Origin of the sequence: Evansella vedderi (assembly GCF_030813435.1) — a bacterium.
GTDB lineage: Bacteria > Bacillota > Bacilli > Bacillales > Salisediminibacteriaceae > Evansella > Evansella vedderi.
Genome location: NZ_JAUSUG010000007.1, coordinates 50,233 through 73,949, shown reverse-complemented (window position 1 = coordinate 73,949; position 23,717 = coordinate 50,233). Strand labels below are relative to the sequence as shown.

Sequence of the window (23,717 nt, the reverse complement as noted above, 5' to 3'; positions counted from 1 at the left end):
GAGGAGGATGTCTCTAAAGGTAATAAAGGGACTCTTTAGACATCCTCTTTAATCAATTTCCTTTGATCTGTATTGTACTCATTACCTCCACCTCTTTTAAAGCTTGAGAAGCTAATTGGTCCGCTTCCTGGTTTCCCTTCCTTGAAACAATGGAATACTCGGGATTAATACCTAACTGTTTCATTTTCTCCTCAACACGATCTGCCCATCTGTTAAGTTCCTCCTCCATACAAGCCCACTCCCCTTTTAACTGGTTAATCACTACTTGGGAATCCCCTACAAATTTTACCAGCAAATGGTGAACCCCTAATATTTCTAATTCTTGTAGGCTAAAATGAAGAGCTGCGTATTCAGCCTCGTTATTTGACTTTAACGAATCCACTAACTGATTTTTTCGTAATCGAAAGGATTTACCATTTTTATCATAATAAATGGCACACCCTAACCCCGACATCCTTGTTTCTAAGTCAAAACCGCCATCAAAATATACAGTGATATTATGTGGTTCTGTTTGGATGCCTTCCATGAATTTTCTTAATTCCTTCATTGTCCATGTTGTTTCCTGGTTATCTATAAACGTCAATTTTTTTAAACGACCGGTTCTTTCTAAATCCTCTGCAATCAATATGGCTTTTTCAGCACCCATTTCATTTGAACTAAATGTAGTTTCCGTTCCTTTTGGTGTTTTATAACTAATCTCTAACCTCACATTCACACTATGACCACCTTTTTTAACATTTCAAATAAAAAAGACTTTTTTAACTCACACTTTCAATATGTCCAACTTTTCTGATGAAACTAGACCTAACCATTAAATTATCAGCATAGTGAACTATAGAAGGATTTACTCCTATTGGAACACCTAAACTTGATCCTAACGAATTTTTTTCAATAGTGACTTTAACGGGTTGTAAAGGCCATTGTCTATGATGGATAAATCCTTCATAAATCCCATTACTACTTACAGCATAAAGTTTATACCGCTCTGTTAACCAATAATTATCCATATTTAATATATGTTCTTACATTTACCTCTGGAATTGACCGTATAAAAGGGATTTTTGCAAAACCCTTTACACCTATTCTCAGCGGAACAACACTAATCCATACAGTATTATCAAAGGTGTCTAACTGACAGCAACGGGGAATTAATGGGCGTATAATAGATTTAGGAACTGGAAAATGTACTAACAAAATATTGCTCCATACTTGATGCAAACACCAATATCCTTTTAGATTTGCATAGGCTTCTTTCTTTACTTTTTTTAGCTCCTTCACTTCTCATCCCCCTTCCATTATTAGTATATAACCAAAAGAAATGAATCAAACAAAAAAGGAACTAATATTTAAATATCAGTTCACAATTATGACTTCAGGCGTTGTAAAGATCGATGTCAACCATATTAAACCAATACTAATCAATACCAGAGACCTCGCATATAATGTCGGATCCGAAGAAGGACCTGTGAAATTACTTTCACAGGTCCTCCTATCTAACTAATTAACCCCCGCAGCAATACGAACTTGCCGCTGCATAGAATCTTGAATTAACCCATCATTATGTCTTGTACTGTTTAGAAAGTGAATACAGAAGTGCCCATTATAATTATTGGTTCTTATGGAATGATCTCCATGTGGAAAGGAGTGCATAGCTGCAGCTAACCGTCTTCCATCGACTGAGACTATGACTGCCCTAGGAGTCCAAGAGAAGTTACCTCCCCATACTTGCCTCATTGTTTGAGCATCAGTGGAAGTAATAGGTTCTGCATCTGCGTGGTTACCACCCATGGTGTGCCTTACCCTAAAGGTTGTCCCTGTAGCAAAGTCTGTTATTGTAGCATCCCTACCAATTGGAAATACATATCTAGCTTCAGTCCACCAATCTAATAGTTCCCCATGTCTTGAACTCACAACAGGTCTGACTGGGACGTCGTAAACGGGAATGGTAAGACGTTGACCTACCTGCAGTACGCTATTAATAGTTAAATTATTTTCTTTTAATAATTCAAGCATTGGGATGCCATATTGAATACTTAAATTCCAAGCATTATCTCCAGATCGTACCGTATGTGTTATATATGTCTTAGTTACCCCTTGTTGTGGTGATTGGTTGGGGGATCCTCCGCTACCCGCACCAGGAATTCGTAAAACTTGTCCCACTCGAATAACATCAGAAGTTAAATTATTTTTTGTTTTAATTGCATTTACTGTAGTATTAAAACGGCTAGCTATGCCACTTAGTGAATCTCCAGAAACGACCGTATAATTTTGCATCTGTGTTTGTTCTGGTGTAGACTCCTGTTGACTACCGTTACGAGAAATTATCAGGGTTTGACCAACCCGTATCGTATCCCCAGTTAAATTATTTAATGAACGTAGCTCATCTACTGTTAAACCAAATCGATTAGCAATACTCCATAAACTATCCCCAGCTACAACTGTGTAGGTAGTAGGTGTTTGTGGGGAAGTGGGGCTTGGTGTTGTGTTATTTGTCTTCGGTGTTGTATCAATGGAAACGGTTCGAGACCCATTGTTCCATTGAACTTCATAACCGAAGGTCTCAGATATAAATCGAATTGGAACGAAAGTAGAGCCATTAATAATTCTTGATGGTGGGACGGATACTTGTCTTCCATTAACCCTAGCTAACGTTGATCCAACAACAAAGGATATATTGGTATCACCCTTCCGAATCCCAACGGTTCTTGTCCTTTCGTCCCAAGAAACCCCTGCTCCGAAGTGAGTGGAAATAGCACGAATTGGAATTAACGTATTGCCGTTATCAAGCAATGGAGTAGGGCTAAGATTTAACCTAGCACCATCTACCACTAAATTAACACCACTTCCACTTAAAGCACCTGGCACGTCTGGTGTATTTGCTCCATTATATTCCCTTCCCATTTCCATTTCTAACTTTCCAAGGAAATCCTCATTATAGTCAATCGTTAGATCCTTATTCTCACCAATTGTAAGCTTATTATATCTTTCATCATTCTCTTCTAGTTGGACTTCTCCATCCGTTTGTTGCTGGACGTTATTTTCTGTCAAAATCCTTCTCGAACCTTCTTCGTCTACACCGACATCTTGTTCTAAAGAATAGCTATTTTCACCTTCCTGCTGAAGACTCCATTCATTATTTAGTTGATTTTGCTGTGTACAGGCAGATAATAATGAAATAAGTAATATTAGGATTATTGTTCGATTGCCCGTAAGAAACACCCCCATTTCTACCAAGTTAAAGAAATAGCCACTTCTTTTTTTAGGGATGTGCATATATCACCAATATATAAGTGTAAAAGTTTCCCTACTAAAAAAAACGTTGATGTTATGACAAAACATCAACGTTATCTATGGGAATATCCAAAGATTTTAATGTAGCAAGTAACTCAGCTTCCGAAAAGGCTTCTTTAGGTTTCACTTCCATTATACAGTCACCTTTAAAGCTCGCAATTCCACGGTAGTAGCCAACAAATTGTCTTATCTGCTCCCTTTCACCGCTCGTTAGCTCACGCCTAAATGTAACTTCCATATCTGAAAACCTCCCTCTTTTATTATAACCAAAATAGAAGAGGTCTATCACATAAAGCCCATCATTATACAATAAGGATCTGGATTATTATTTGTATATATTTGACCCATTATCAACAAATTCCTTTGCTTTTTCTTTCATCCCTTCTTCAATTACTTCCTCTTCTGTTAGACCCTTTTCATGTGCCATGCTTTTAATATCATGTGAAATTCTCATAGAACAGAATTTAGGACCACACATGGAACAGAAGTGTGCTGTTTTTGCCCCTTCTGCAGGTAATGTCTCATCATGATATTCCCTTGCTCTTTCAGGGTCCAACGAAAGATTAAATTGGTCGTTCCAGCGGAATTCAAAACGTGCTTTAGAAAGGGCATTATCTCTAATTTGTGCTCCCGGATGTCCCTTCGCCAGGTCTGCCGCATGTGCTGCAATTTTATAAGTAATTACTCCTTCACGGACATCCTCACGATTCGGTAAGCCTAGATGCTCCTTTGGTGTGACATAGCAAAGCATAGCAGTTCCATACCAGCCAATTTGTGCTGCACCAATTGCTGATGTAATATGGTCATAACCTGGAGCTATATCTGTTGTTAACGGTCCTAATGTATAAAATGGGGCCTCTTTACAAATTTCCAGCTGTTTCTCCATATTCGCCTTGATTAAATGCATTGGCACGTGGCCTGGCCCTTCAATCATCACTTGAACATCATGCTTCCAAGCAATCTCTGTTAATATTCCTAACGCTTCCAACTCCGCAAATTGCGCTTCATCATTGGCATCAGCAATAGAGCCTGGACGTAATCCGTCTCCTAATGATACAGAAATGTCATAAGCTTTTAGGATTTCGCATATGTCTTCGAAGTGAGTAAATAAGAAGCTTTCTTTATGATGAGCTAAACACCATTGGGCCATAATGGAACCTCCACGGGAAACGATCCCTGTCATCCGTTTTGCAGTAAGTGGAATATGGCTGAGCAGTACACCTGCGTGAATGGTAAAATAATCGACCCCTTGCTCTGCCTGTTCAATTAAGGTATCCCGATACACTTCCCATGTTAAATCTTCTGCTATTCCATTCACTTTTTCTAAGGCTTGATAAATTGGAACTGTCCCTACTGGCACAGGAGAATTACGAATAATCCATTCCCTTGTTGTATGAATGTTCTTTCCTGTAGATAAATCCATGATCGTATCAGCACCCCAACGAGTTGCCCACGTCATTTTTTCCACCTCTTGTTCGATAGAGGAAGATACTGCAGAATTACCTATATTAGCATTTATTTTTACATGAAAGTTTCGTCCAATAATCATCGGTTCTGCTTCTGGGTGATTTATGTTTACTGGTATAATCGCTCGACCACTTGCCACTTCCTTTCGTACAAATTCAGGATCCATACTTTCACGTATGGCAATAAACTCCATTTCAGGTGTTATCATTCCCTTTCTTGCATAATGCATCTGGGTGACGTTTTTCCCGCGATGTGCCCGTAAAGGCTTTTTATTTAAGTTAGGAAACCATTCTAGGTTAGCCCTTGGATCCCCCTCCTTAAACCCATTATCCTCTGGCTTGATTTCTCTACCGTCATAGTTTTCTACATCCCCTCTCTCGAGGATCCAGTTTTGACGTAATGGGGGAAGACCTTTTATTACATCCACCTCATATACAGGGTCGGTGTAAGGTCCACTTGTATCGTATATTCTGACCGGTTCATTCTCCTCCTCACCAAAGTCTCCCCTCGATGGTTCTAAGGTTATTTCTCTCATTGGTACTTGAATGTCAGGTCTTGTCCCCTGTACATACACCTTCCTACTTGCTGGAAATTGTGATTTTAATTCAATGGTTAACTCTTTTTGAATGGACATCATTTTCTCCTCCTTAGTCTTATTTAAATAAGAACTAAGTTACACCATAGCGAAAAAAAATCGGATTCTGATAATTCAGAACCCGATTGGATGTACAAATAGCAATAAAAGGCAATAAAATAATGTCTGTACAATAATTTAAGCAAAATTCCCCTTCATTGATTTATACTACTTCCCTACGCTGGTATAACCCAGATCAGGTTCAAAGGGTCAAGGAATTAAAAAAATGCATCCCTTTCTCAGTCCATGCTATTTTGGACTCCCCTAGTAGAACTTCAACAACTATAATATTTAATTATATATAAAAAATACCAATTTACACATAGTGAGTCAAGCGTTTTTTGAAAATTTATACAAAATAACCAATATAGTGAATCCTTTATTGATGAATGAACATCAGCTTGGTGGTTATTATAATAAACTTTTATGGAACCACTCCCCCTTATCTCAAGTTTAGGGGGAGCTAAAAAAACATATTTCTACCCAAATACCTCAATCTTCCATAAACAAACGAGCATAATACAAGGATTCTTCGTCTAACTTTTTTTCTTCCTTAAGATCTTTAAGTCCCTCTTGCTGTTTTTCACTTGATACTTGAAAACTCCCTGAGACATTTGGTGCCGTCTTCTTATGATCTTTTTCCACTAAACATCACTTCCCTTCCTTATCTATACTATTTGTTTTTTTATAATGGTTTATGAAATTCATTAGGAAGGAATTTAGGTTTATAGAGAGGTATAGGATGACCCCAAAACAAAACCTCCTAAAGTGAAGCAAAGCCACAATAGGAGGTTTTTGTATATTAATATTAACCATTAATTAGATAATGTAACATCCTTTAATTGATAGATTCCCAATGCGTCTACCCAGAATCCTTGAACTTCGTTTCTAACACCAGTCAAATAGTTTTGATGGTGAACATAGATCATTGGAGCAAGATCAACTAAAAGATCTTGTGCTTCACGATAGATTGCTAGACGTGCATCTGGATCCGTCTCACGACGACCAGCATCTAGTAATTCATCAAGTGTATCATCAGATAAGAATGAACGGTTACCAGGTGATCCATGCATAGAAGAGTGTAATAATGCATACATACCGTAGTCAGCATCTGCTGTTACAGTAGACCAACCAAGGATGAACATGTCATGCTCACCATTAGCAGTTCTCTCTAAGTAAGCACCCCACTCAAGCTCCTCGATTTCAACATCAATATTAAATTCACCTAATACGTGCTGAATATAGAGAGCAGTTTCAACGCGTTGCTCGTTATCATTTGTCCAAATAGTAGTTGAGAATCCATCTGCGTATCCAGCTTCCTCAAGTAATTCACGGGCGCGGTCTAGATCATGAAGTAATCCGTCTACTTCTGGATCATAACCGAATACATCAGGTGCTAATGGTCCAACTGCTGGAATACCATTACCTTGATAGATTCCTTCAATAATTGCTTCTTGGTCAACGATTAAAGAAATTGCCTGACGCACTTTAGGATCGTCAAATGGTGCTTTTTGAGTGTTGAATCCAACATAAGATAAACTTACAGATTCTTGAACATTTACAAATGTATCTGCATGGTCATTCACGTAATTCTTATCTGTAGGCTGAATCGGATCAGCAATGTGAGAATAACCAGTTTCTAGCTCAGCTACACGAGCTGCTGGTTCTGGAACAACTTTAAATGTAACTGTTGCTGGCTTTGCATTTTCTCCCCAATAATCTTCAAATCGGGAAAGAACTGTTTGCTCACCGGAATTACGACTCTCTAATTTGAAGAAACCAGTACCATATGGATGTTGAGCAGCATATAATCCAACATGCTCAGCAATTTCACCTACAACCTCTTCAAATTCATCACCGCCGGCAGCGCGTAACTCATAGTACTCTTCAACAGTAAGATCTAAACCTGCTGCCTCAAGAGCTTGTGCATAATCCTCTTCAATAACAGCATTACTTAACATACCACCAGCATCATGTGCTAAGTGAGAAAGTAAAGGTGCGAATGGATATTCTGTTGTAATAACAACCTCATAATCACTTTCAACTGTAACGTCAGTAATCATGTTGAATAAGAAAGCACGTGGAGAAGCAATTGCTGGGTCAAGAACTCGTTCTAAGTTTGCCTTAACGTCAGCAGCTGTAAACTCAGTGCCATCATGGTATTTAACACCTTCACGTAAAGTGAATTTCCAAGCATTGTCGCCCACTGGCTCCCAGTCTGTAGCAAGACCTTCAACAATTTCCATGTTTTCATTTTGTTTTACTAAAGTTTCATAAAGGTTAGAACGAACATTACTAGATGGAACATCGTTGTTTCCGTGGGGATCAAGTGATACTAGATCAGAAGATACAGCAATAACGATATTGTCACCATCGCTGTCTACAGCAGCATCATCGCCACCATTGTCATCACCAGTTTCTTCAGTTTCATCTTCGTCTGCACCACCGTCTGATGGTTCAACGTCACCAGTTCCGGCACACGCTGATAACACTAGGATGAAACCAAGCATTAAAGCAAAAATCCAAGCAAATTTTGTCTTCATTTTTTTACCCCCTTAAATTCTTTAATGTTGCCTATTTATAAGGCTACAAATAATATATAATTTTTGGAAAATTTAATCAAGATTGTTTTTTTAAAAAATTATATTATAATTTGAAATAGATTAGTAGTTACTGTTCCTATTAGTAGAAACGTGTCGAAAAGTAAGCTCTTCACTATTAAGTAATATTTAATGTGCAATTTCATTATAAGAGAAACTATATATGACAAAAGTGTTTATTTGTTTTTCGGAATATAATAAACTATCGGAAAAATTGACTAACAAATAATAAAATACATAATACTCGTATTTTCCAAGCAACATTACTTTAGAAAAGTAACATAGAAATAGGTATTGTACAGTTCCAACGTTTTTTATAGTTTTTTTATGAAAAAAACTTTAGATAAATAAAAATAAGGGGGGCTTATTATGAGCGATCCTGCTGTACAAGCAGCAGTAACAACCAACGCAAGTTTAAATCCAAGAGTAAAAGCCAGGAAAGATTTAATTAAGCGCTTTAAGAAAAATAAAGCTGCTTTAATTAGCTTTTACGTAATTCTGTTTTTAATTGTTGTTTCCATCATTGTACATGTATTTCAGTTGTTTGGAATAACAATTACACCACATTCTCCAAGTGCCGTAAATTTGCCCGATCGATTCCAAGGGCCTTCAGCTGAGTACTGGTTTGGTGCAGATCATATGGGAAGGGATATATTTTCTAGAATTCTTCACGGTATGATCTTAACGTTAGGAATTGGTTTTGTTTCCGTTTTCATGGGAGCACTCGTCGGGGTTCCACTTGGAATTATTTCGGGCTATTACGGAGGAAAAGTGGATGCTGTGATTATGAGGATCATCGATGTTCTTTTAGCATTCCCTGGAATTCTATTAGCATTAGCTATCGTAAGCATATTAGGAGGAAGCTTAGTAAATGTAACTATTGCTGTAGCCGTTTATTCTGTCCCTGGCTTTGCACGAATTGTTCGAGGCTCTACTCTCGCCACTAAAAAACTAGAATACATTGATGCTATTCGTGCACTTGGGGCGAAAGATGGTCGAATTATTTTCAAACATATTTTACCAAATGTTATGTCCCCTATTATTGTAAATGCCACATTATACATTGCAACGGCAGTATTAACTGCTGCTGGTCTTTCCTTCTTAGGTTTAGGTGCCCAGCCACCAACACCTGAGTGGGGGGCCATGTTAAATGACGGACGGGGCTTCATGAGAGATGCAGGTCATATAACCTTATTCCCTGGCCTTGCAATTTTGGTAGTAGTTCTAGCCTTTAATATCTTTGGTGATGGTCTTCGAGATGCGTTAGATCCAAAAATGAAAAATTAGAGAGGGGTGCAACTATTATGATAACTTATATAATACGTCGGATATTTCAATTAATACCTGTTCTGTTTGGTGTGACGATATTAGTATTTTTGATGATGCACCTGACTCCTGGTAATCCAGCGCAGCTTATGGCAGGAGAAACGGCACCACCAGAAGTGGTAGAAAGAATTGAAAAGCGACTTGGATTACATGATCCATTACCTGTTCAATATGTGAACTTTTTGAAGAAAGTAGTAACTTTGGATTTCGGTGTTTCCATGCGAAATAGTTTACCGATTATTGACGAGTTAAGACCAAAGTTTTGGGTGACCATTGAGCTAGCCATATATAGTACCTTATTGAGTATCTTCATGGGTATTATTGCTGGAATTGTCTCGGCAGTTCGAAAGTATTCTTTTGCCGATGTAGCCATTATGCTCGTTGCTTTATTTGGTCTATCTATGCCAAACTTCTGGTTAGGCTTAATGTTAATGCAATGGTTTTCTATCAATCTAGGTTGGTTCCCACCAACAGGTTGGGGTTCTCCAGGTCAAGTAGTACTACCAGTTATTACCCTTGGTACTGCCGGTGCAGCCGTCATAGCTAGAATGACCAGATCAAGTATGCTAGAGGTTATTTCACAGGATTATATTCGTACAGCACGAGCAAAAGGGGTTCGTGAACGTGTTATTATTTATCGCCATGCTCTTAAAAATGCTTTAATTCCAGTAGTTACTGTTACAGGTCTACAATTCGGAACTTTGTTAAGTGGTACGGTATTAACTGAAACCGTATTCGCAATCAACGGTATGGGAAGATATGTCATTGATTCTATCATGGCAAGAGATTTTCCAGCTGTTCAAGCTAGTATTATCGTCATTTCCATTATGTTCGTTCTTGTAAATTTAATTGTAGATATATCGTATAGATACCTAAATAAACGTATTGATTTAAATGGGTAATAGAAAGGTAGGTGTATTTCTATGGGCAAAGAAGAAAATATTTTAAGTGTGAAGGATTTACAAACATCGTTTTTTATAGACGATGGCAGTGAAGTAAAGGCAGTCGATGGAGTTACCTTCGATGTACCTAAAGGGAAAACGATAGGAATTGTTGGTGAATCTGGCTCCGGTAAAAGTATTACAGCCCTATCTATACTAAAATTGATAGATAATCCAGGTAAAATTAAGGGAGGACAAATCCTCTATAAAGGAGATAATTTAGTAGACTATAATGAGAGAAAAATGCGAAAAATTCGTGGAAATCAGATCTCCATGATTTTCCAAGAACCTATGACATCTCTTAATCCTACCTATACCGTTGGTGAACAAATCAGCGAATCTTATAAAATCCACCAAGGGTTAGGGAAAAAAGAAAGCAAGAGAAAAGTAATTGAAATGCTAAAGCTTGTAGGTATCCCCTCTCCAGAGAAAAGAATTGATCAATATCCATTCGAATTGTCTGGAGGTATGCGCCAGCGGGTAATGATTGCAATGGCTTTAGCATGCAGACCAGAAATGCTCATTGCCGATGAGCCTACTACTGCATTAGACGTAACCATACAAGCACAAATACTAGAATTAATCAAAGAGTTACAGGATGAACTTGGCATGTCTGTTATTATGATTACACACGATTTAGGGGTAGTAGCAGAAACATGCGATTACGTTGCCGTGATGTATTGTGGAAAAGTAGTGGAATATGCTGATGTTAGGACTTTATTTAAGAACCCAAGACATCCGTATACTGTTGGGTTATTAAATTCACTACCTCGTAGTGACGTAGATCAAGAAGAATTAATTCCAATTAAAGGGACTGTACCAAGTCCAGATGAGATGCCAACTGGATGCCGTTTTGCACCTAGATGTCCATTTGCCACAGAGAAGTGCCATAATGAATTACCTGAACTTGAACAAATTGGTCTTGGTGAACAAATTCGCTGTTGGATCTATACTGATGAATGGACCGGTGACCCGGAGGTGAAAGTATATGAACCGTAAAGAGCTCTTAAAAGTAGAAAATTTAAAACAGTACTTCCCTATTAAAGGTGGTATATTCGGCCGGACTATTAACCATGTAAAAGCTGTAGATGATGTAACCTTTACCGTTTACGAAGGTGAAACTGTAAGTATCGTAGGGGAATCAGGCTGTGGTAAGTCAACAACTGGCCGTGCCATTTTACGATTAGATGAACCAACGGATGGAAAAGTAGAGTTTAATGGAGAAGATATCGTTTCCTTGAGTAAAAGCAAATTGCGACGCACGAGAAAAGACATGCAAATTATTTTCCAGGACCCATATGCTTCATTAAACCCTCGTCAAACGGTACGACAAATACTAAACGAAGCTATGGAAATTCAAAACGTGGTCCCAAGGTCGGAAAGAAATGATCGTATCGCAGAGCTAATGGAAACAGTTGGACTAAAACCATTCCAAGCTGATAGATTTCCACATGAATTTTCCGGTGGACAGAGACAAAGAATTGGTATCGCACGAGCGTTATCCGTTGATCCTAAATTAATTATTTGTGACGAGGCGGTTTCTGCACTGGACGTTTCTATTCAGGCACAAGTATTAAATCTATTAAAGAAATTCCAAAGGGAGTTTAACCTAACCTACCTATTTATATCCCATGATTTAGGGGTAGTTCGTCATATATCGGATCGTATCATTGTTATGTACTTAGGAAAAATTGTGGAAATCGGAGATAAAGATTCTATTTTTAAGAATCCACAACACCCTTATACAAAAGCATTATTATCTGCTATACCAGTGCCGGATCCTGATATTAAGAAAAATCGTATTATCCTTAAGGGGGACGTCCCCTCCCCTATTGACCCGCCAGAAGGATGTCGCTTCCACACGAGATGTCCATTCGTAGTAGATAAATGTAGGTCTGTATCTCCTGAACTGGAAACTCGTAATCATATGAAGAAGGGTCATCAAGCAGCTTGTCACTTTATTGAGGAAATTCACTCAGGTGAGCACGAAGCAACAAGAGACTTAAGAAATGTTAGACAAGAAAGTTAAGAGAGGTCGTCTTAAAAGGGAAAATTACCCCTTTTGAGACGACCTCTTCTGTTGAATGTTCAATAGTATGAGCTAGGAGCTTGTTAATACCTGTTCTACTTCCACAATCTTCTTTTTTGCTCTTTCTAGCTCTTGGCTGGATATACTTTCACTACTATAGCTTGCTTTTTCAAACAAAGCTACAACCTCGTCTATGCCTCCTACCAACGCTGGTTCCTGAACGCTCCAACGCTCGAATGTTTCTTTTAATGTTTCATGATCTAGTACTTTAAAGCCATTTCGTTGTCCAACCTCTAAGAGATTTTCCATATGAATAATTATTAATTCTCCATTTGATGGTTGATACGTTCTTTTCTTCCATGGCCATTTATAATCTATCTTTCTTCCATAATACCCCAAAGCTATTGCTGAAATAGAAAGGAAAAGTAAGATTAAAAGGGTTGGTATTAAAGGAATAATTGGATCTTTTTCTCCATTAATTACGTTACCTGATACGTTTTCTTCCAATTCTACAGCATCCTCTACTTCCCGCTCCCCTATTATTACAGGCACAGAAAAAGGCGGGGTTGGTTCAAAGGGAATCCAGCCATATCCTTCAAAGTAAACCTCCACCCAAGAATGGGCGTTAGCGTTATTAACGATATAAGTACCTGGTCCCATGTTATTTCCTGCTTCGTAATAGAACTCTATCATGTCGTCTTGCCTAGTACCTTCTGTAAACCCCTTTACCCATCGTGCTGGAATATCCAATGCTCTAGTTAAAACAACCATTGCAGTGGAAAAATAATCACAGTAACCCTCTTTAATTTCAAATAGAAATCGATCCACAAAATCATCACTTTCGCCTAAACTTTCATTGGGTGTTGTGGTATACGGATACGTTTCTCTTAAATAGGTCTCAATAGCTTTTACTTGATCATATGGATTGACTGCATCCTGGCTAATCTCCTGTGCCAGTTGTACCACTCTATCCGGTAATTCATCTGGTAACTGTAAATACCTTTCCCAACTTTCCGCATTTTCAAGAAAGTCCACTTCCCTTAAAGCTTCTTCATCAATTATAGGCACTTCTGAAACAACCTCATAAATAACTGGGAAGCTTGCTCCATCTCCTATATAATGCAATTCTTCCACAACAGGTAACCATAAAACTGGGAAGTCTCTCTCTGAAAATAATTCATCGTTTTCATAATGTTCGCCCCAACTTGTAACTCCTCCCGCCACTTCCAAGTCTATCTCCTCTATGATTTGTATCTTTTTCATTGAGGAGGCACCAAATAGTACCGGATAAGGCAATAACGTATTTAATTCGAACTGGATCGTCTGGACCACTTCTCTCGTCTCCAATAAAGATCGGTCTACAGGGCTGTACTCATATACTCTATCACGGCTTAATTCTATTACCCCTTCATGAGAAAGGGAGAAAGCTTTTTCTAAGAAGTAGCCATCTTCTAACTCCCTAGACTCCCAACCTCTGCCACTATAATAGCTTCGGGTCTCCCCTTTCCAATAGTAAGGAAGAGACGTTTGAACAGTCATAACTGGGGAATAATCGAACTGAAATGTCCCGCCTAGCTCCCTGCTATTCCGACTGTACCCTGAAATAAAATTTCCAGTACCTGAAGCTCCTACACCCTCCACATTATACTGTTGAGAAGATATCCTCCCGCTCTCCCCTTCTGTATAGTTTTTCCAAGCTGTATAAGGGTCTGTCATGACCGGTTTCGTATCAGGGAGAAATATTGCTGCAATGAGCACAAATCCAAAAAAGATAAGAATGGGTACTAACAATGTTTCTGGATAATAAGTTAAATGATCCCACCCTGCAGGGCTTTTCTCTCGGAGCATTTTAAAGTGATTCATGATAAGTAGTAAAAGAGCTGAGCAAATCATAATCACAATTTCTAAAAAGAAGGATAATTGTGTAAATGTATCAACAGCCGCTAAAGTGACAGTTGTAATAATAACTGTTCCCAATATAAAATATTTAAACTGGAAGCATTTAATTGCAATTAAATAAAGCAGCCACGTTCCAAGAATGAACCAAATATTCGGGAATAACTTTTGCATTTGAACCACATCAACTACTAGAGTATTGATCACAACATCTATTTCCCATGATTCTACAGAAAAAACTGCAGGCCTCCATCCTAATAAAAATAACGACCCTATCGTAAAAAGTAGTGCCTGTATAAAACGATGGTATAACGTTCTTACTGGATAAAACATTTCCAGTATACAAACGATTACCAATATAGCTGTAATTCCGTGCATATTTTCTATGGCACTAACCATGGAAAAAGACTTATGAAGTGTATAAAGAAAAACACCTATTAATAAAACAGAAGCAAGATGAATCCAATCCTTTTTTTGGAGAAAAGATTGAATACCATTCCAACCTATAGACCCCAAGATATATCACCTCTCAGCATGACAGGAAGATCATCTAAACAACAGATTGAATATCCAGGAACTTGTTGTGTACCCAACCTTTTTCTCCAAATTTCACTCTTGGCTTTTTCTGATGAATGTATTATGTCTAAATGACAAGGATACATCTTCATTTCTTTCAATTGTTTAAGATTTAGTAATAGATCCTCTGTTTTATTAGGGGTAATTATTACAACTACTGTTCCACTTGTTAAGGGTAATCTCTTATCAAAAATAAGATCTTCAAGATTTTCAGTACCCTCCATTTGAACATGTAATAAAAAATTATCAATATGAGGAACAAACCTTGCCCCTTGTTTCATTTCTAAAAAAGGATATTCCTTTCCAGAAGAAAGGATACCTAGAGACATTTGTTGTTTTTGTATAAAAGGAACAATGGACGCTACCACATTTACAGCCAATTCGAACTGCTCTTCACCTGTATAAGAAGATGGGTTTCGATCAAGGAGTATAATTACCTTTGGATGGGATTCTCTTTCAAACTCCTTAGATTTCAATACTCCAGTTTTAGCTGAAGCATTCCAATGAATATGGGACATACGATCACCCGGGACATATTCCCTTATTCCATCTATATAAATTGTTTCTCTCTGATGGGGAGAGGTAGAGGAACGATGGGACAAAGCGAGCAAACTTTGCACATAAATCCATTGTTTGATAGGAACGGTTCGTGGGTAAACGCGGAGTGTAGAGCTATAATCTAATTCACTTTTATGTTGAAATAAATTAAAAATGTCCCCCGTCGAGCACTCTGTTTGACCAAAACGATAGATTCCCCTTTTAAGACGGGGTACCGTATATTCAATACTCCCCTTTCTATAAAAATCAGGAACAAAGGAAGCTTCAAAAAGGCTTACATTAGCATGTCTATGATATAAATACTCCTTTACAAATATATACGTTATAGGCCAAACTCCAGGGATTTCAAAATCTATTTTGATTGTAATGGAATTACCTGACTCTAGCCTATCAGGGAGCAGATTTCTCGTTCCAGAAATATTGTTAATGCCGCTCCATCTTTCCAGTACCATTGGATACGCTGTTAAAAGGGAGACGATAAAGAGCAGTATAAGAGCTAGCTTTCCCCCAGTAAATAGGAAAAAAAACAAACTGCAGCTCCAAAAAAACAGAAGTGTAATAAAGAGAAAACGTTGATTTTTTGGGATCCAGCGTTTTTTACATTGCAGCATGTCATCACTTCTCCAATCCTTTAGGAACCTTTACGTTTTCCAATATAGACTGTAAGATGGAATATTCTGTGCTACCATCCATTCTCGCTTCAGGATTTATAATGAACCTGTGGCAAAATACGTATGGAGTTAAGAATTTCACATCGTCAGGAGTAACAAAGCTACGCTGCTGAATTAAAGCCAGTGCTTTTACACCCTTTAAAAGAGAAAGACTAGCTCTTGGACTAGCCCCAAGTATCAATTGGGGATGCTCCCTTGTTTGCGAGACAATATCCAATAGGTAATCAATGACTTTTTCATCCACATATACTTCCTCTACTTTATGTTGTATTTCACTAATGGCTTCAATATTTGTAACCCCTTTTATCTTTTCAATAGATTTACTGGTACCATTGCCAATTAAGAGATCCTTCTCTATAGCTTGATCGGGGTACCCTATGTGAATCTTCATCATAAAGCGATCCAGCTGTGCCTCCGGTAGAGGGTACGTTCCTTCGAAATCAATTGGGTTTTGGGTAGCTAAAACAAGAAAAGGTTGTGGTAACGGATAGATATCCCCATCTACACTTACTTGCTTTTCTTCCATAGCTTCAAGTAGTGCAGATTGTGTTTTTGTAGAAGCACGGTTAATCTCGTCCATCAACAATATATTCGTCATTACAGGACCTTGCCGAAAAATGAATTTCTCTTCCTTCGGATGATAAATGGAAAAACCTGTAATATCAGATGGTAATAGGTCAGGATTACATTGTACCCTGCGAAACTCCCCTTCTATCATTTCAGCCAATGCCTTAACTAGTAAGGTCTTCCCAGTACCTGGCATTCCCTCCAATAATACATGCCCCCCTGAAATTAATGCGATTAACAGGAGTTTTATTTCTTCTTTTTTCCCTAAAAGGCAGTACCCTAAATTTTCTTCCATTGTTCTTAAAATATTTAAATTGTATTGTTCCAATATGGGACCTCCTTTTTATTCTTATGAAAAAAAGTTCTACTTCCATTGTAAACTATTCTGGATTTATTAGGCATATTCCTTACTAAATATTTATAAAAATTAAATCTAGTTAATTCTAATTCTATTTATTAATAAAAACATGGTAAAATAGAAGAGTATATTTAAATAAATGGAGGCGTATGATGGGGAAAAGAGTATTATTTTTTATTTTAACTAACATTCTAGTAATGACAACGATCATTATTGTGTGGTCACTCATTACCACTTACTTCGACATCGGTGCAATCGAAACTGGAGGACAAATCGATTTCGTTGCATTGGGTCTATTCAGCTTAGTCGTTGGATTCACCGGTTCCTTTATTTCACTTGCTATGTCTAGATTTATTGCTAAGAAAATGATGAACGTAAAGGTACTAGATCCTAATGGTAGATTAACTGCACAAGAGCGTGCCGTTGTGGAAAAGGTTCACCGTCTATCTCGTGCAGCTGGATTAATGCATATGCCTGAAGTTGGGATCTATCAATCTCCTGAGGTAAATGCCTTTGCAACAGGTCCATCGAAAAAACGTTCATTGGTAGCCGTATCCTCTGGTTTATTAAATGTTATGGACGATGACGCTGTAGAAGGGGTTATTGCCCATGAGGTAGCCCATGTTGCTAACGGGGACATGGTAACGATGACATTACTACAAGGTGTTGTGAATACATTTGTTGTTTTCTTCTCAAGACTTGCAGCAATTCTTGTTTCACGTCTTGTCCGTTCTGAAATGCAAGGCGTTGTCCGTTTCGCCGCAATTATTATCTTCCAAATTCTCTTCTCTATTCTTGGAAGTATTGTGGTTATGGCCTTCTCACGATACAGAGAATTCCACGCAGACCGTGGAGGCGCTGATTTAGCAGGCCGTGATAAAATGGCCCATGCGCTGCGCTCGTTAAAAGCCCATATTAATCGTGCCAACGTTGGAGGGCACAATGACGATTCAGCCATTCAAACAATGAAAATAAGCGGTAAAGGTGGAGTTGCGAAGCTTTTCTCCTCCCACCCCGATTTAGATGAGCGAATTAAAAGGTTAGAACAACGATAATAAAAACAGATATAAAAATTGAGGGAGACACAAAAGGTTAAAACAAACCTTTATTCGTGCCTCCCTCTTCTTATTCAGGTTTAAAATTTTTCACTATTTATTGATTAACCTCCTATTTTCCTATTTTATTAAAAATAATTTCCATTTTTTATAAAATATAATATAAATGTTATTTTATGGGAAAAATTAAGGTGAGGTGATTTTAATGGATAAAGATAATCTGAAACTTACTTCTTCAGAAATAGGTACATTATGGGGTGAATATGTGAATGGCACTGCCACTGAAATTGTCCTAAAATATATGTTTTCCATTATTGAAGATGAAAAGATAAAGAAAATATTTGAAGATGCAATTGGAAAGTTTACTAATCAAAAAAGACAACTTACTGCATTTATTGAAAAGGAAGGTTTCCCAATCCCGTTAGGTTTTTCAGAATCTGATCTTAACCTTAGGGCAAAAAGATTATTTTCAGATACTTTCTGTTTATAATATCTACATATAACCACATTACATGGTCTCCTAGGACATATGACATCACTGACAACAGCTGTACGAAAAGATTTACGCGAGTTCTACGATTCCTGCGATAATGACGGAAAACAAATCTTTCATCAATCAATTGAATTGCTACTAGAAAAAGGCCATTTTCAACGAGACCCTTATTTTTACCCTAAAGAAAATATAGAATTTGTAACGGAACAGAAATTTTTAGATGGTTTTTTTGGATATAAACGCCCCATATCTGCTACAGAATTAATTAGTCTTTCTATTAATATAAAGAAAAAGATCTTGGAGAAGACCTTGTCTATTGGGTTTAGTCAGGTAACTCAATCAGAAGAAGTTAGAGAATTTTTACAAAAAATACAACAAGTATCTAATGAGGAAATACAATCCTTATGTCAAATACTAAAGGACGATAACTTACCTGTACCAATGTCTTGGGAAACGGAAGTGACAACGTCTACAGATTCTCCTTTTTCAGATAAGTTAATAATGTATCAAATGGGATTTTTATTACAGATGTCCCAAAATTATTATGGTGCTGGCCTAGCATCTTCTATGAGGACAGACCTAATAACAAGTTATGAAAAGATCATTTTAAAAGGCCTTACGATTACAAAGGAATGGTACAATATCATGACAAAAAATAAGTGGTTGGAACAGCCTCCACTAGCTCCAAATAGAAAAGAGCTTTCTAAAGAGAAACATTGAATAAATATCCGCTTTTACAACAGCTGCTCACAGGCGGCTGTTTTTTCATAAGGAAAAGGAGTAAAAGTTATCTGGAAAATATTCACTACCATATAACTTGGTACATTCATCCATATTAAAGGTAAACATTTTTATTTTTTCCTTAGGAAGTGATTAGAATTAAGCGATTTAACATATTTTTCACATTGTTCTCTATCGTTCTCATATTAGTGGCAGTTGCAATAGAACAACAGTACATATCTCAAAATAATGTGACACCCTTTAGCCAACAAGTTTCTTATAACCCATTAATAAATGTAGAATTAGTAAATTACCTTGGAAATGTTACGGAATTATCCATATCCTTGAATGGAGCTTATACTGTTAACGACGAAAGTATAGACTCCAATAGGTCTTACAGAATAAAAATAGAAAATGGAAAATTAGCTCTATATGATGGTTCTATCAAATTACAAGAAAACACATCTTTCACATTTAAACCTAATGAATATAATCAACAGAGCCTTTTAAGAATTAACAATCGGCCCTATTTAGGAGATATGCAATTTGCCATTAAGGGGTCATTTATTCGTCCCGTAAATACGTTACCCCTCGAGGATTATTTAAAGGGTGTAGTTCCCCATGAAATGCCAGCTTCCTGGGCTATCGAAGCATTAAAGGTACAAGCTATTGCAGCTAGAACCTATGCCATGGCGCATATTCATAGGGTTATTAATGACACCATTAATTATCAAGTTTATGCTGGTTATGCTTGGCATCCTAATAGTACAAGAGCAGTCACTGAGACAGCTGGAGAGACTATCCATTTTAATAATAGCTTGGCTTTAACTGTCTATTCATCCTCAAATGGAGGCAGAACGGAATCTAATGCCAATGCTTGGGGTGGACAAAGTTTACCTTACTTCCCGATTAAGGACGATCCATATGATCCCATTCACCCATGGAATTTCCGTATTAATAAAATACAAATAGATTTAACGAATAGGGACCTTCAACGCCCTGAAACCTGGTGGGACTCAGCAAGGGAAGTGGACGCTACTATTACAAATAACATGAAAGCTTGGTTATCAAGGAATGGTTATCCCAATAGTGAAATTAAAATTACCTCTGTTCCTAGGCTTTCCTTTTCCAATCAACGGACGTCAGGCGGAAGAGTTCGAAGGGGAGATATTACCGTAGAGTTTGCAGTGAAGTCTCTAGCCAACAATGAATATGTTAGAAATTCTGATGGCTCCCTTCGTATACATGAGCTTAGATTAGAAGATACAACCGCTCAACAAATTAGAGCTATGATTGGAATAAGTTTAGTCCGAAGTTACTTAATAGACAGTGTTGAAGTCACTGGCAGTTCATTTATAGTTTCTGGTCGCGGCTTTGGTCACGGTGTAGGAATGAGTCAATGGGGAGCTAAAGGAATGGCTGACCAAGGTGCCAGTTACCAAGACATTTTACAGTTTTATTATCCAGGAACAAAGTTGGTGTCATCTGCATCAAATCAATCCCCTACCGAAATACCGACTAATGAACCACCAAAAGATTCAAAGGATGAACCAATAGAGGAAACGGTGGATGAGACATCAGAGGAATCTGTAAAGGAAGCAGTCACAGAGATACTATTAACCATTAACAGTAAAACAGCGAGAGTGAACGGCCAGAATGTTCGAATGTTGGAAGCACCTTTCCTTAACAACGGTAGAACATTAGTACCACTAAGGTTTGTGAGTGAGCAGCTAGGTGCAAATGTACACTGGAACGGTACCAATAGAACAATTACAATAACGGATCTGGACAATAGATTAGTTTTAAGAGACAACAGTAGAAGCGTTACGGTGAACGGTAGAAACGAAACCATTGATGTGGCCCCGCAAATTATTAGGGGTACAACCTTCGTTCCATTAAGATTTATTTCTGAACAGCTAAATGGGACCGTTCATTGGAATCCGACTGCAAGGATAGTACATGTTAAACGAATAGAAATTCACTAAATGAAGGTTACTCATAAGGTAAGTTTTGTCCTTTTGAGTAACCTTATAGAAAAATCTCATTGATCTTATCCCTATCTTCATACCACTTTTCATTATGTGGAATAGATAACGCCTTTACGGTTGCAATAAATTGTTCTACTAAATCCCCGTCAAACTGACTCCAGGAGCACCGTCGAAGCTCTTCAAATGCTTCATCATAGCTTAATGTCTTTTTGTTGTAATTACGACGATCTATCGTCATCGTATCAAAGGCATCACATAAGCAAATGATCCTCCCTTGAATAGATATTTCCTCTCCTATTAATCCTCTTGGATACCCCGATCCATCCCACCGTTCATGATGATCACGGACAAAAAGTGCTGCCCTAGGAAGATTTAAAATGCTCCTTAAAATATTATTACCTATATGACTGTGAGCTTTAATTATTTGATACTCAAGTTCACTTAGCTTTGCGGGCTTAAGTAATATCTCTTTGGATATACCCATTTTACCAATGTCATGTAATAGGCTGGCAATTTTCATATCCTCATCGTAACAATCAACTACTTTAGCCAATTTACACGAAAAGCTCATCACCCGCAATGAATGATATTTAAAAACGTGTATAACTTCGTTATCCTGCGATATTTGTTCAAAAAGTTTTTCCGCATTATGACCCATATAAAATACCTTTCTACCATTATTCTCCAATATTATATCATCTCGTTTGTCAGAACGCCACAAAATTTGGAATATTCCGTAGTTTGGTAGTTTTATTTTAGATCCCTTACTTTAAAATATGCCCTTAATTCTTGTACTAAATAATCAAATGGCGTAGTTTCTACCTGGCCATATCCCTTTTGTGTAAATAGGTGAGTTGCATTTGGCAATTCCCTCTTCAGCTGCTTCCGTAATTTTTTTCCAGCATCATCTTCGTCCACAAGAATATAAACATCCTTATCCTCCACTGGTAAAATCAACGTTTCTAATTTCTCCTCACTCAATGTACCGTAAGTGCAAATAATATCTACCGGTTCATCAAGGACTTGCTTTATCCGTTTACGGTCACTTGTTCCTTCTACAATCAAAACCTTTTCTAACATAAGCTTCAGTCCCCCATTATAAAAAAATTGGCACACTCCTGTCCATGAATGAGTGTGCCCTGTTACCAATCTATGCTTTATAAGTTTTGAATAAACAATCGAACTACATCTGCACCGCCAATAAAGGTTCCCAAGGTACTTCCAATATTCGTTAATACTACCACTAATAAAATACGGGTGACCTTATTATTCCAGAATCCCTTTACGTTATATACATCATCCGACAAGGTCTCGAAGTCAGATACATTCGGTCTGCGGAAATAGGTTTGCACAATACCGGCAAACCACCCAGCTGCCATTAACGGATTCAATGAACTCAGCGGTGCCACTAAAAAGGCAGTCAATACCGCTAGTGGGTGCCCAAAGGCAACTGCTGCCCCAATGGAAGCAAAGGTTCCATTCCACAAAACCCAACTCAATGTTTGCTGCATTCCAGCCGTAGGATTAGCGTAAAACGTATAAGCAATAATACTCAAAATCACAATGGGGATCGCCCAAGCAATTAACTTCGGAGCCTTTGATTTCGGAGGTAGCTTCGTTAATGGCTTCAAATCATGGTCTACTTTAATTTGTTCCTTTATCCCAGGTACGTGTGCAGCACCAAGTACAGCTACAACCTTTTCCCCAGGTGCCTCCTTGATTTTTTGCGCTAAATACTTATCCCTTTCATCAATTAAAGGAACCTTCAATCTTGGAAAATGCTGAGTGAATTCGTGAAGCATAGAGTTGAGCATATCTTTAGATTTTAACTGCTCCAACTCTTCTTCGGAAATGGTTTCTTTGTTAAAAATACTACCGAAAATGGATGTAAGAAGTTTCGCTTTCCCCATCATCCCAATTCCACGCCAAATGCGTGAAAAAGTAATCTGAATATTTCTATCGGCAAGGACAAGCTCTGCACCAACCTCTTTTGCAGATTCAATACCTTGAATCATTTCTTGTCCAGGTTTTATTCCAAACTGCTTTGCTATTCTTTTTTGAAAGGAGGATATGAGAAGGTTCATTAAAAGTAGAGTAGCTTTTTTTTCTTTAATCACCTTAAATATATCCATGTTTTTCCATCTATTGCCATCTAAAATGGATTGATATCGTTGTTCATCCAATTCTACACAAACTGAATCTGGTCGTTCCGTTTCTATAACTGCTTTTACTTCCTCCGCACTTTGCTTCGATACGTGCGCTGTTCCAATAAGGATCAATTCCTTACCATTCATATTTATTCTTGTGATGTTTTGTTCTGACATAAACTACCTTCCTTTTAACATTTATCTATTAAAGAAAAACGATTTCAGTATAACTACCATAACTTCTTCCATTATATAATAATGAACATAATAAGCATACAATTTGTTCCTAAAAACAATTCTATTTACCCAATAATTCACTATGGATAAATCCTTTAAAATGTACTACATTTTAAACTAGAATTCATTACTAATACTCCAAAGTGATTGGTGGAATTGGATC

General features: G+C 37.6%; 20 protein-coding genes, 1 pseudogene and 1 riboswitch. Of the genes and pseudogenes, 7 read left to right on the top strand and 14 right to left on the bottom strand.

Annotated features, from left to right (window positions below; genetic code table 11):
* Window positions 1–52: 52 nt before the first annotated feature.
* From J2S74_RS10220 to J2S74_RS10185, 8 genes are all read right to left on the bottom strand, one after another.
* Window positions 53–715, bottom strand: a complete 663-nt coding sequence (locus J2S74_RS10220; RefSeq protein WP_307325056.1) for a reverse transcriptase-like protein — start codon at window positions 713–715, stop codon at window positions 53–55.
* A gap of 43 nt (window positions 716–758) precedes the next feature.
* On the bottom strand, window positions 759–1,007 hold the full coding sequence (locus tag J2S74_RS10215; RefSeq protein WP_307325053.1) for a DUF2071 domain-containing protein: 249 nt from the start codon (window positions 1,005–1,007) through the stop codon (window positions 759–761).
* On the bottom strand, window positions 1,000–1,278 hold the full coding sequence (locus J2S74_RS10210; RefSeq protein ID WP_307325051.1) for a DUF2071 domain-containing protein: 279 nt from the start codon (window positions 1,276–1,278) through the stop codon (window positions 1,000–1,002). The genes J2S74_RS10215 and J2S74_RS10210 overlap by 8 nt, the downstream gene beginning before the upstream one ends.
* Before the next feature lie 219 nt (window positions 1,279–1,497).
* A complete protein-coding gene (locus tag J2S74_RS10205; protein WP_307325048.1) occupies window positions 1,498–3,225 on the bottom strand; it encodes a LysM peptidoglycan-binding domain-containing protein in 1,728 nt (575 codons plus the stop codon).
* A 100-nt stretch (window positions 3,226–3,325) separates the two neighbouring features.
* Window positions 3,326–3,529, bottom strand: a complete 204-nt coding sequence (locus J2S74_RS10200) for a hypothetical protein (RefSeq protein WP_307325046.1) — start codon at window positions 3,527–3,529, stop codon at window positions 3,326–3,328.
* A gap of 87 nt (window positions 3,530–3,616) precedes the next feature.
* Window positions 3,617–5,392 (bottom strand): phosphomethylpyrimidine synthase ThiC, encoded by a 1,776-nt coding sequence (thiC, locus tag J2S74_RS10195; protein ID WP_307325043.1) that lies wholly within the window; start codon window positions 5,390–5,392, stop codon window positions 3,617–3,619.
* A 156-nt stretch (window positions 5,393–5,548) separates the two neighbouring features.
* Window positions 5,549–5,668: riboswitch (TPP riboswitch) on the bottom strand.
* Between the two features lie 216 nt (window positions 5,669–5,884).
* The gene (locus tag J2S74_RS10190) at window positions 5,885–6,037 is read right to left on the bottom strand and encodes a hypothetical protein (RefSeq protein WP_307325041.1); all 153 of its coding nucleotides are present in this window, start codon (window positions 6,035–6,037) and stop codon (window positions 5,885–5,887) included.
* A gap of 170 nt (window positions 6,038–6,207) precedes the next feature.
* The gene (locus J2S74_RS10185) at window positions 6,208–7,935 is read right to left on the bottom strand and encodes a glutathione ABC transporter substrate-binding protein (RefSeq protein WP_307325039.1); all 1,728 of its coding nucleotides are present in this window, start codon (window positions 7,933–7,935) and stop codon (window positions 6,208–6,210) included.
* Between the two features lie 426 nt (window positions 7,936–8,361).
* Here J2S74_RS10185 and J2S74_RS10180 point away from each other — a divergent pair, with 426 nt between their 5' ends.
* From J2S74_RS10180 to J2S74_RS10165, 4 genes are read left to right on the top strand one after another with little or no spacing between them, the layout of a single operon-like run.
* Complete coding sequence (locus J2S74_RS10180; protein ID WP_307325037.1) at window positions 8,362–9,279, top strand: ABC transporter permease; 918 nt, start codon at window positions 8,362–8,364, stop codon at window positions 9,277–9,279.
* Between the two features lie 17 nt (window positions 9,280–9,296).
* Window positions 9,297–10,220, top strand: a complete 924-nt coding sequence (locus J2S74_RS10175; RefSeq protein ID WP_307325036.1) for an ABC transporter permease — start codon at window positions 9,297–9,299, stop codon at window positions 10,218–10,220.
* A 21-nt stretch (window positions 10,221–10,241) separates the two neighbouring features.
* Window positions 10,242–11,258 (top strand): ABC transporter ATP-binding protein, encoded by a 1,017-nt coding sequence (locus tag J2S74_RS10170; protein WP_307325035.1) that lies wholly within the window; start codon window positions 10,242–10,244, stop codon window positions 11,256–11,258.
* A complete protein-coding gene (locus J2S74_RS10165) occupies window positions 11,248–12,288 on the top strand; it encodes an ABC transporter ATP-binding protein (RefSeq protein ID WP_307325034.1) in 1,041 nt (346 codons plus the stop codon). The genes J2S74_RS10170 and J2S74_RS10165 overlap by 11 nt, the downstream gene beginning before the upstream one ends.
* A 72-nt stretch (window positions 12,289–12,360) precedes the next feature.
* On the opposite strand, the gene J2S74_RS10160 is transcribed toward J2S74_RS10165, so the two are convergent.
* Genes J2S74_RS10160 through J2S74_RS10150 form a run of 3 tightly spaced genes read right to left on the bottom strand, consistent with a single transcriptional unit; the run spans window position 12,361 to window position 16,851 of the window.
* Window positions 12,361–14,700, bottom strand: a complete 2,340-nt coding sequence (locus tag J2S74_RS10160; RefSeq protein ID WP_307325033.1) for a transglutaminase-like domain-containing protein — start codon at window positions 14,698–14,700, stop codon at window positions 12,361–12,363.
* Window positions 14,688–15,929, bottom strand: coding sequence for a DUF58 domain-containing protein (locus J2S74_RS10155; RefSeq protein ID WP_307325032.1), 1,242 nt, complete (start codon window positions 15,927–15,929; stop codon window positions 14,688–14,690). Before J2S74_RS10155 ends, J2S74_RS10160 begins: the two co-directional genes overlap by 13 nt.
* A gap of 4 nt (window positions 15,930–15,933) precedes the next feature.
* Window positions 15,934–16,851, bottom strand: a complete 918-nt coding sequence (locus tag J2S74_RS10150) for an AAA family ATPase (RefSeq protein ID WP_307325399.1) — start codon at window positions 16,849–16,851, stop codon at window positions 15,934–15,936.
* 215 nt (window positions 16,852–17,066) lie between these two features.
* Between J2S74_RS10150 and htpX the strand changes: the two genes are divergently transcribed.
* The 3 genes and pseudogenes from htpX (at window position 17,067) to J2S74_RS10135 (ending at window position 21,167) form a co-directional block, all read left to right on the top strand.
* Window positions 17,067–17,969 (top strand): protease HtpX, encoded by a 903-nt coding sequence (gene htpX / locus J2S74_RS10145; protein ID WP_307325030.1) that lies wholly within the window; start codon window positions 17,067–17,069, stop codon window positions 17,967–17,969.
* Between the two features lie 205 nt (window positions 17,970–18,174).
* A pseudogene (locus J2S74_RS10140) lies at window positions 18,175–19,182 on the top strand (DUF3231 family protein).
* A gap of 149 nt (window positions 19,183–19,331) precedes the next feature.
* Entirely contained in the window at window positions 19,332–21,167 is a 1,836-nt protein-coding gene (locus tag J2S74_RS10135) for a SpoIID/LytB domain-containing protein (RefSeq protein ID WP_307325029.1), read from the top strand.
* 43 nt (window positions 21,168–21,210) lie between these two features.
* Here J2S74_RS10135 and J2S74_RS10130 read toward each other — a convergent pair whose 3' ends face one another.
* The 3 genes from J2S74_RS10130 to J2S74_RS10120 form a co-directional block, all read right to left on the bottom strand.
* Window positions 21,211–21,828 carry an HD-GYP domain-containing protein gene (locus tag J2S74_RS10130; protein ID WP_307325390.1) on the bottom strand — a complete coding sequence of 206 codons (618 nt, stop codon included), beginning with the start codon at window positions 21,826–21,828 and terminating at the stop codon, window positions 21,211–21,213.
* Window positions 21,829–21,920: 92 nt separating this feature from the next.
* A complete protein-coding gene (locus J2S74_RS10125; protein ID WP_307325026.1) occupies window positions 21,921–22,250 on the bottom strand; it encodes a toprim domain-containing protein in 330 nt (109 codons plus the stop codon).
* Window positions 22,251–22,327: 77 nt separating this feature from the next.
* On the bottom strand, window positions 22,328–23,494 hold the full coding sequence (locus tag J2S74_RS10120) for a TraB/GumN family protein (protein ID WP_307325024.1): 1,167 nt from the start codon (window positions 23,492–23,494) through the stop codon (window positions 22,328–22,330).
* Window positions 23,495–23,717: the final 223 nt, after the last annotated feature.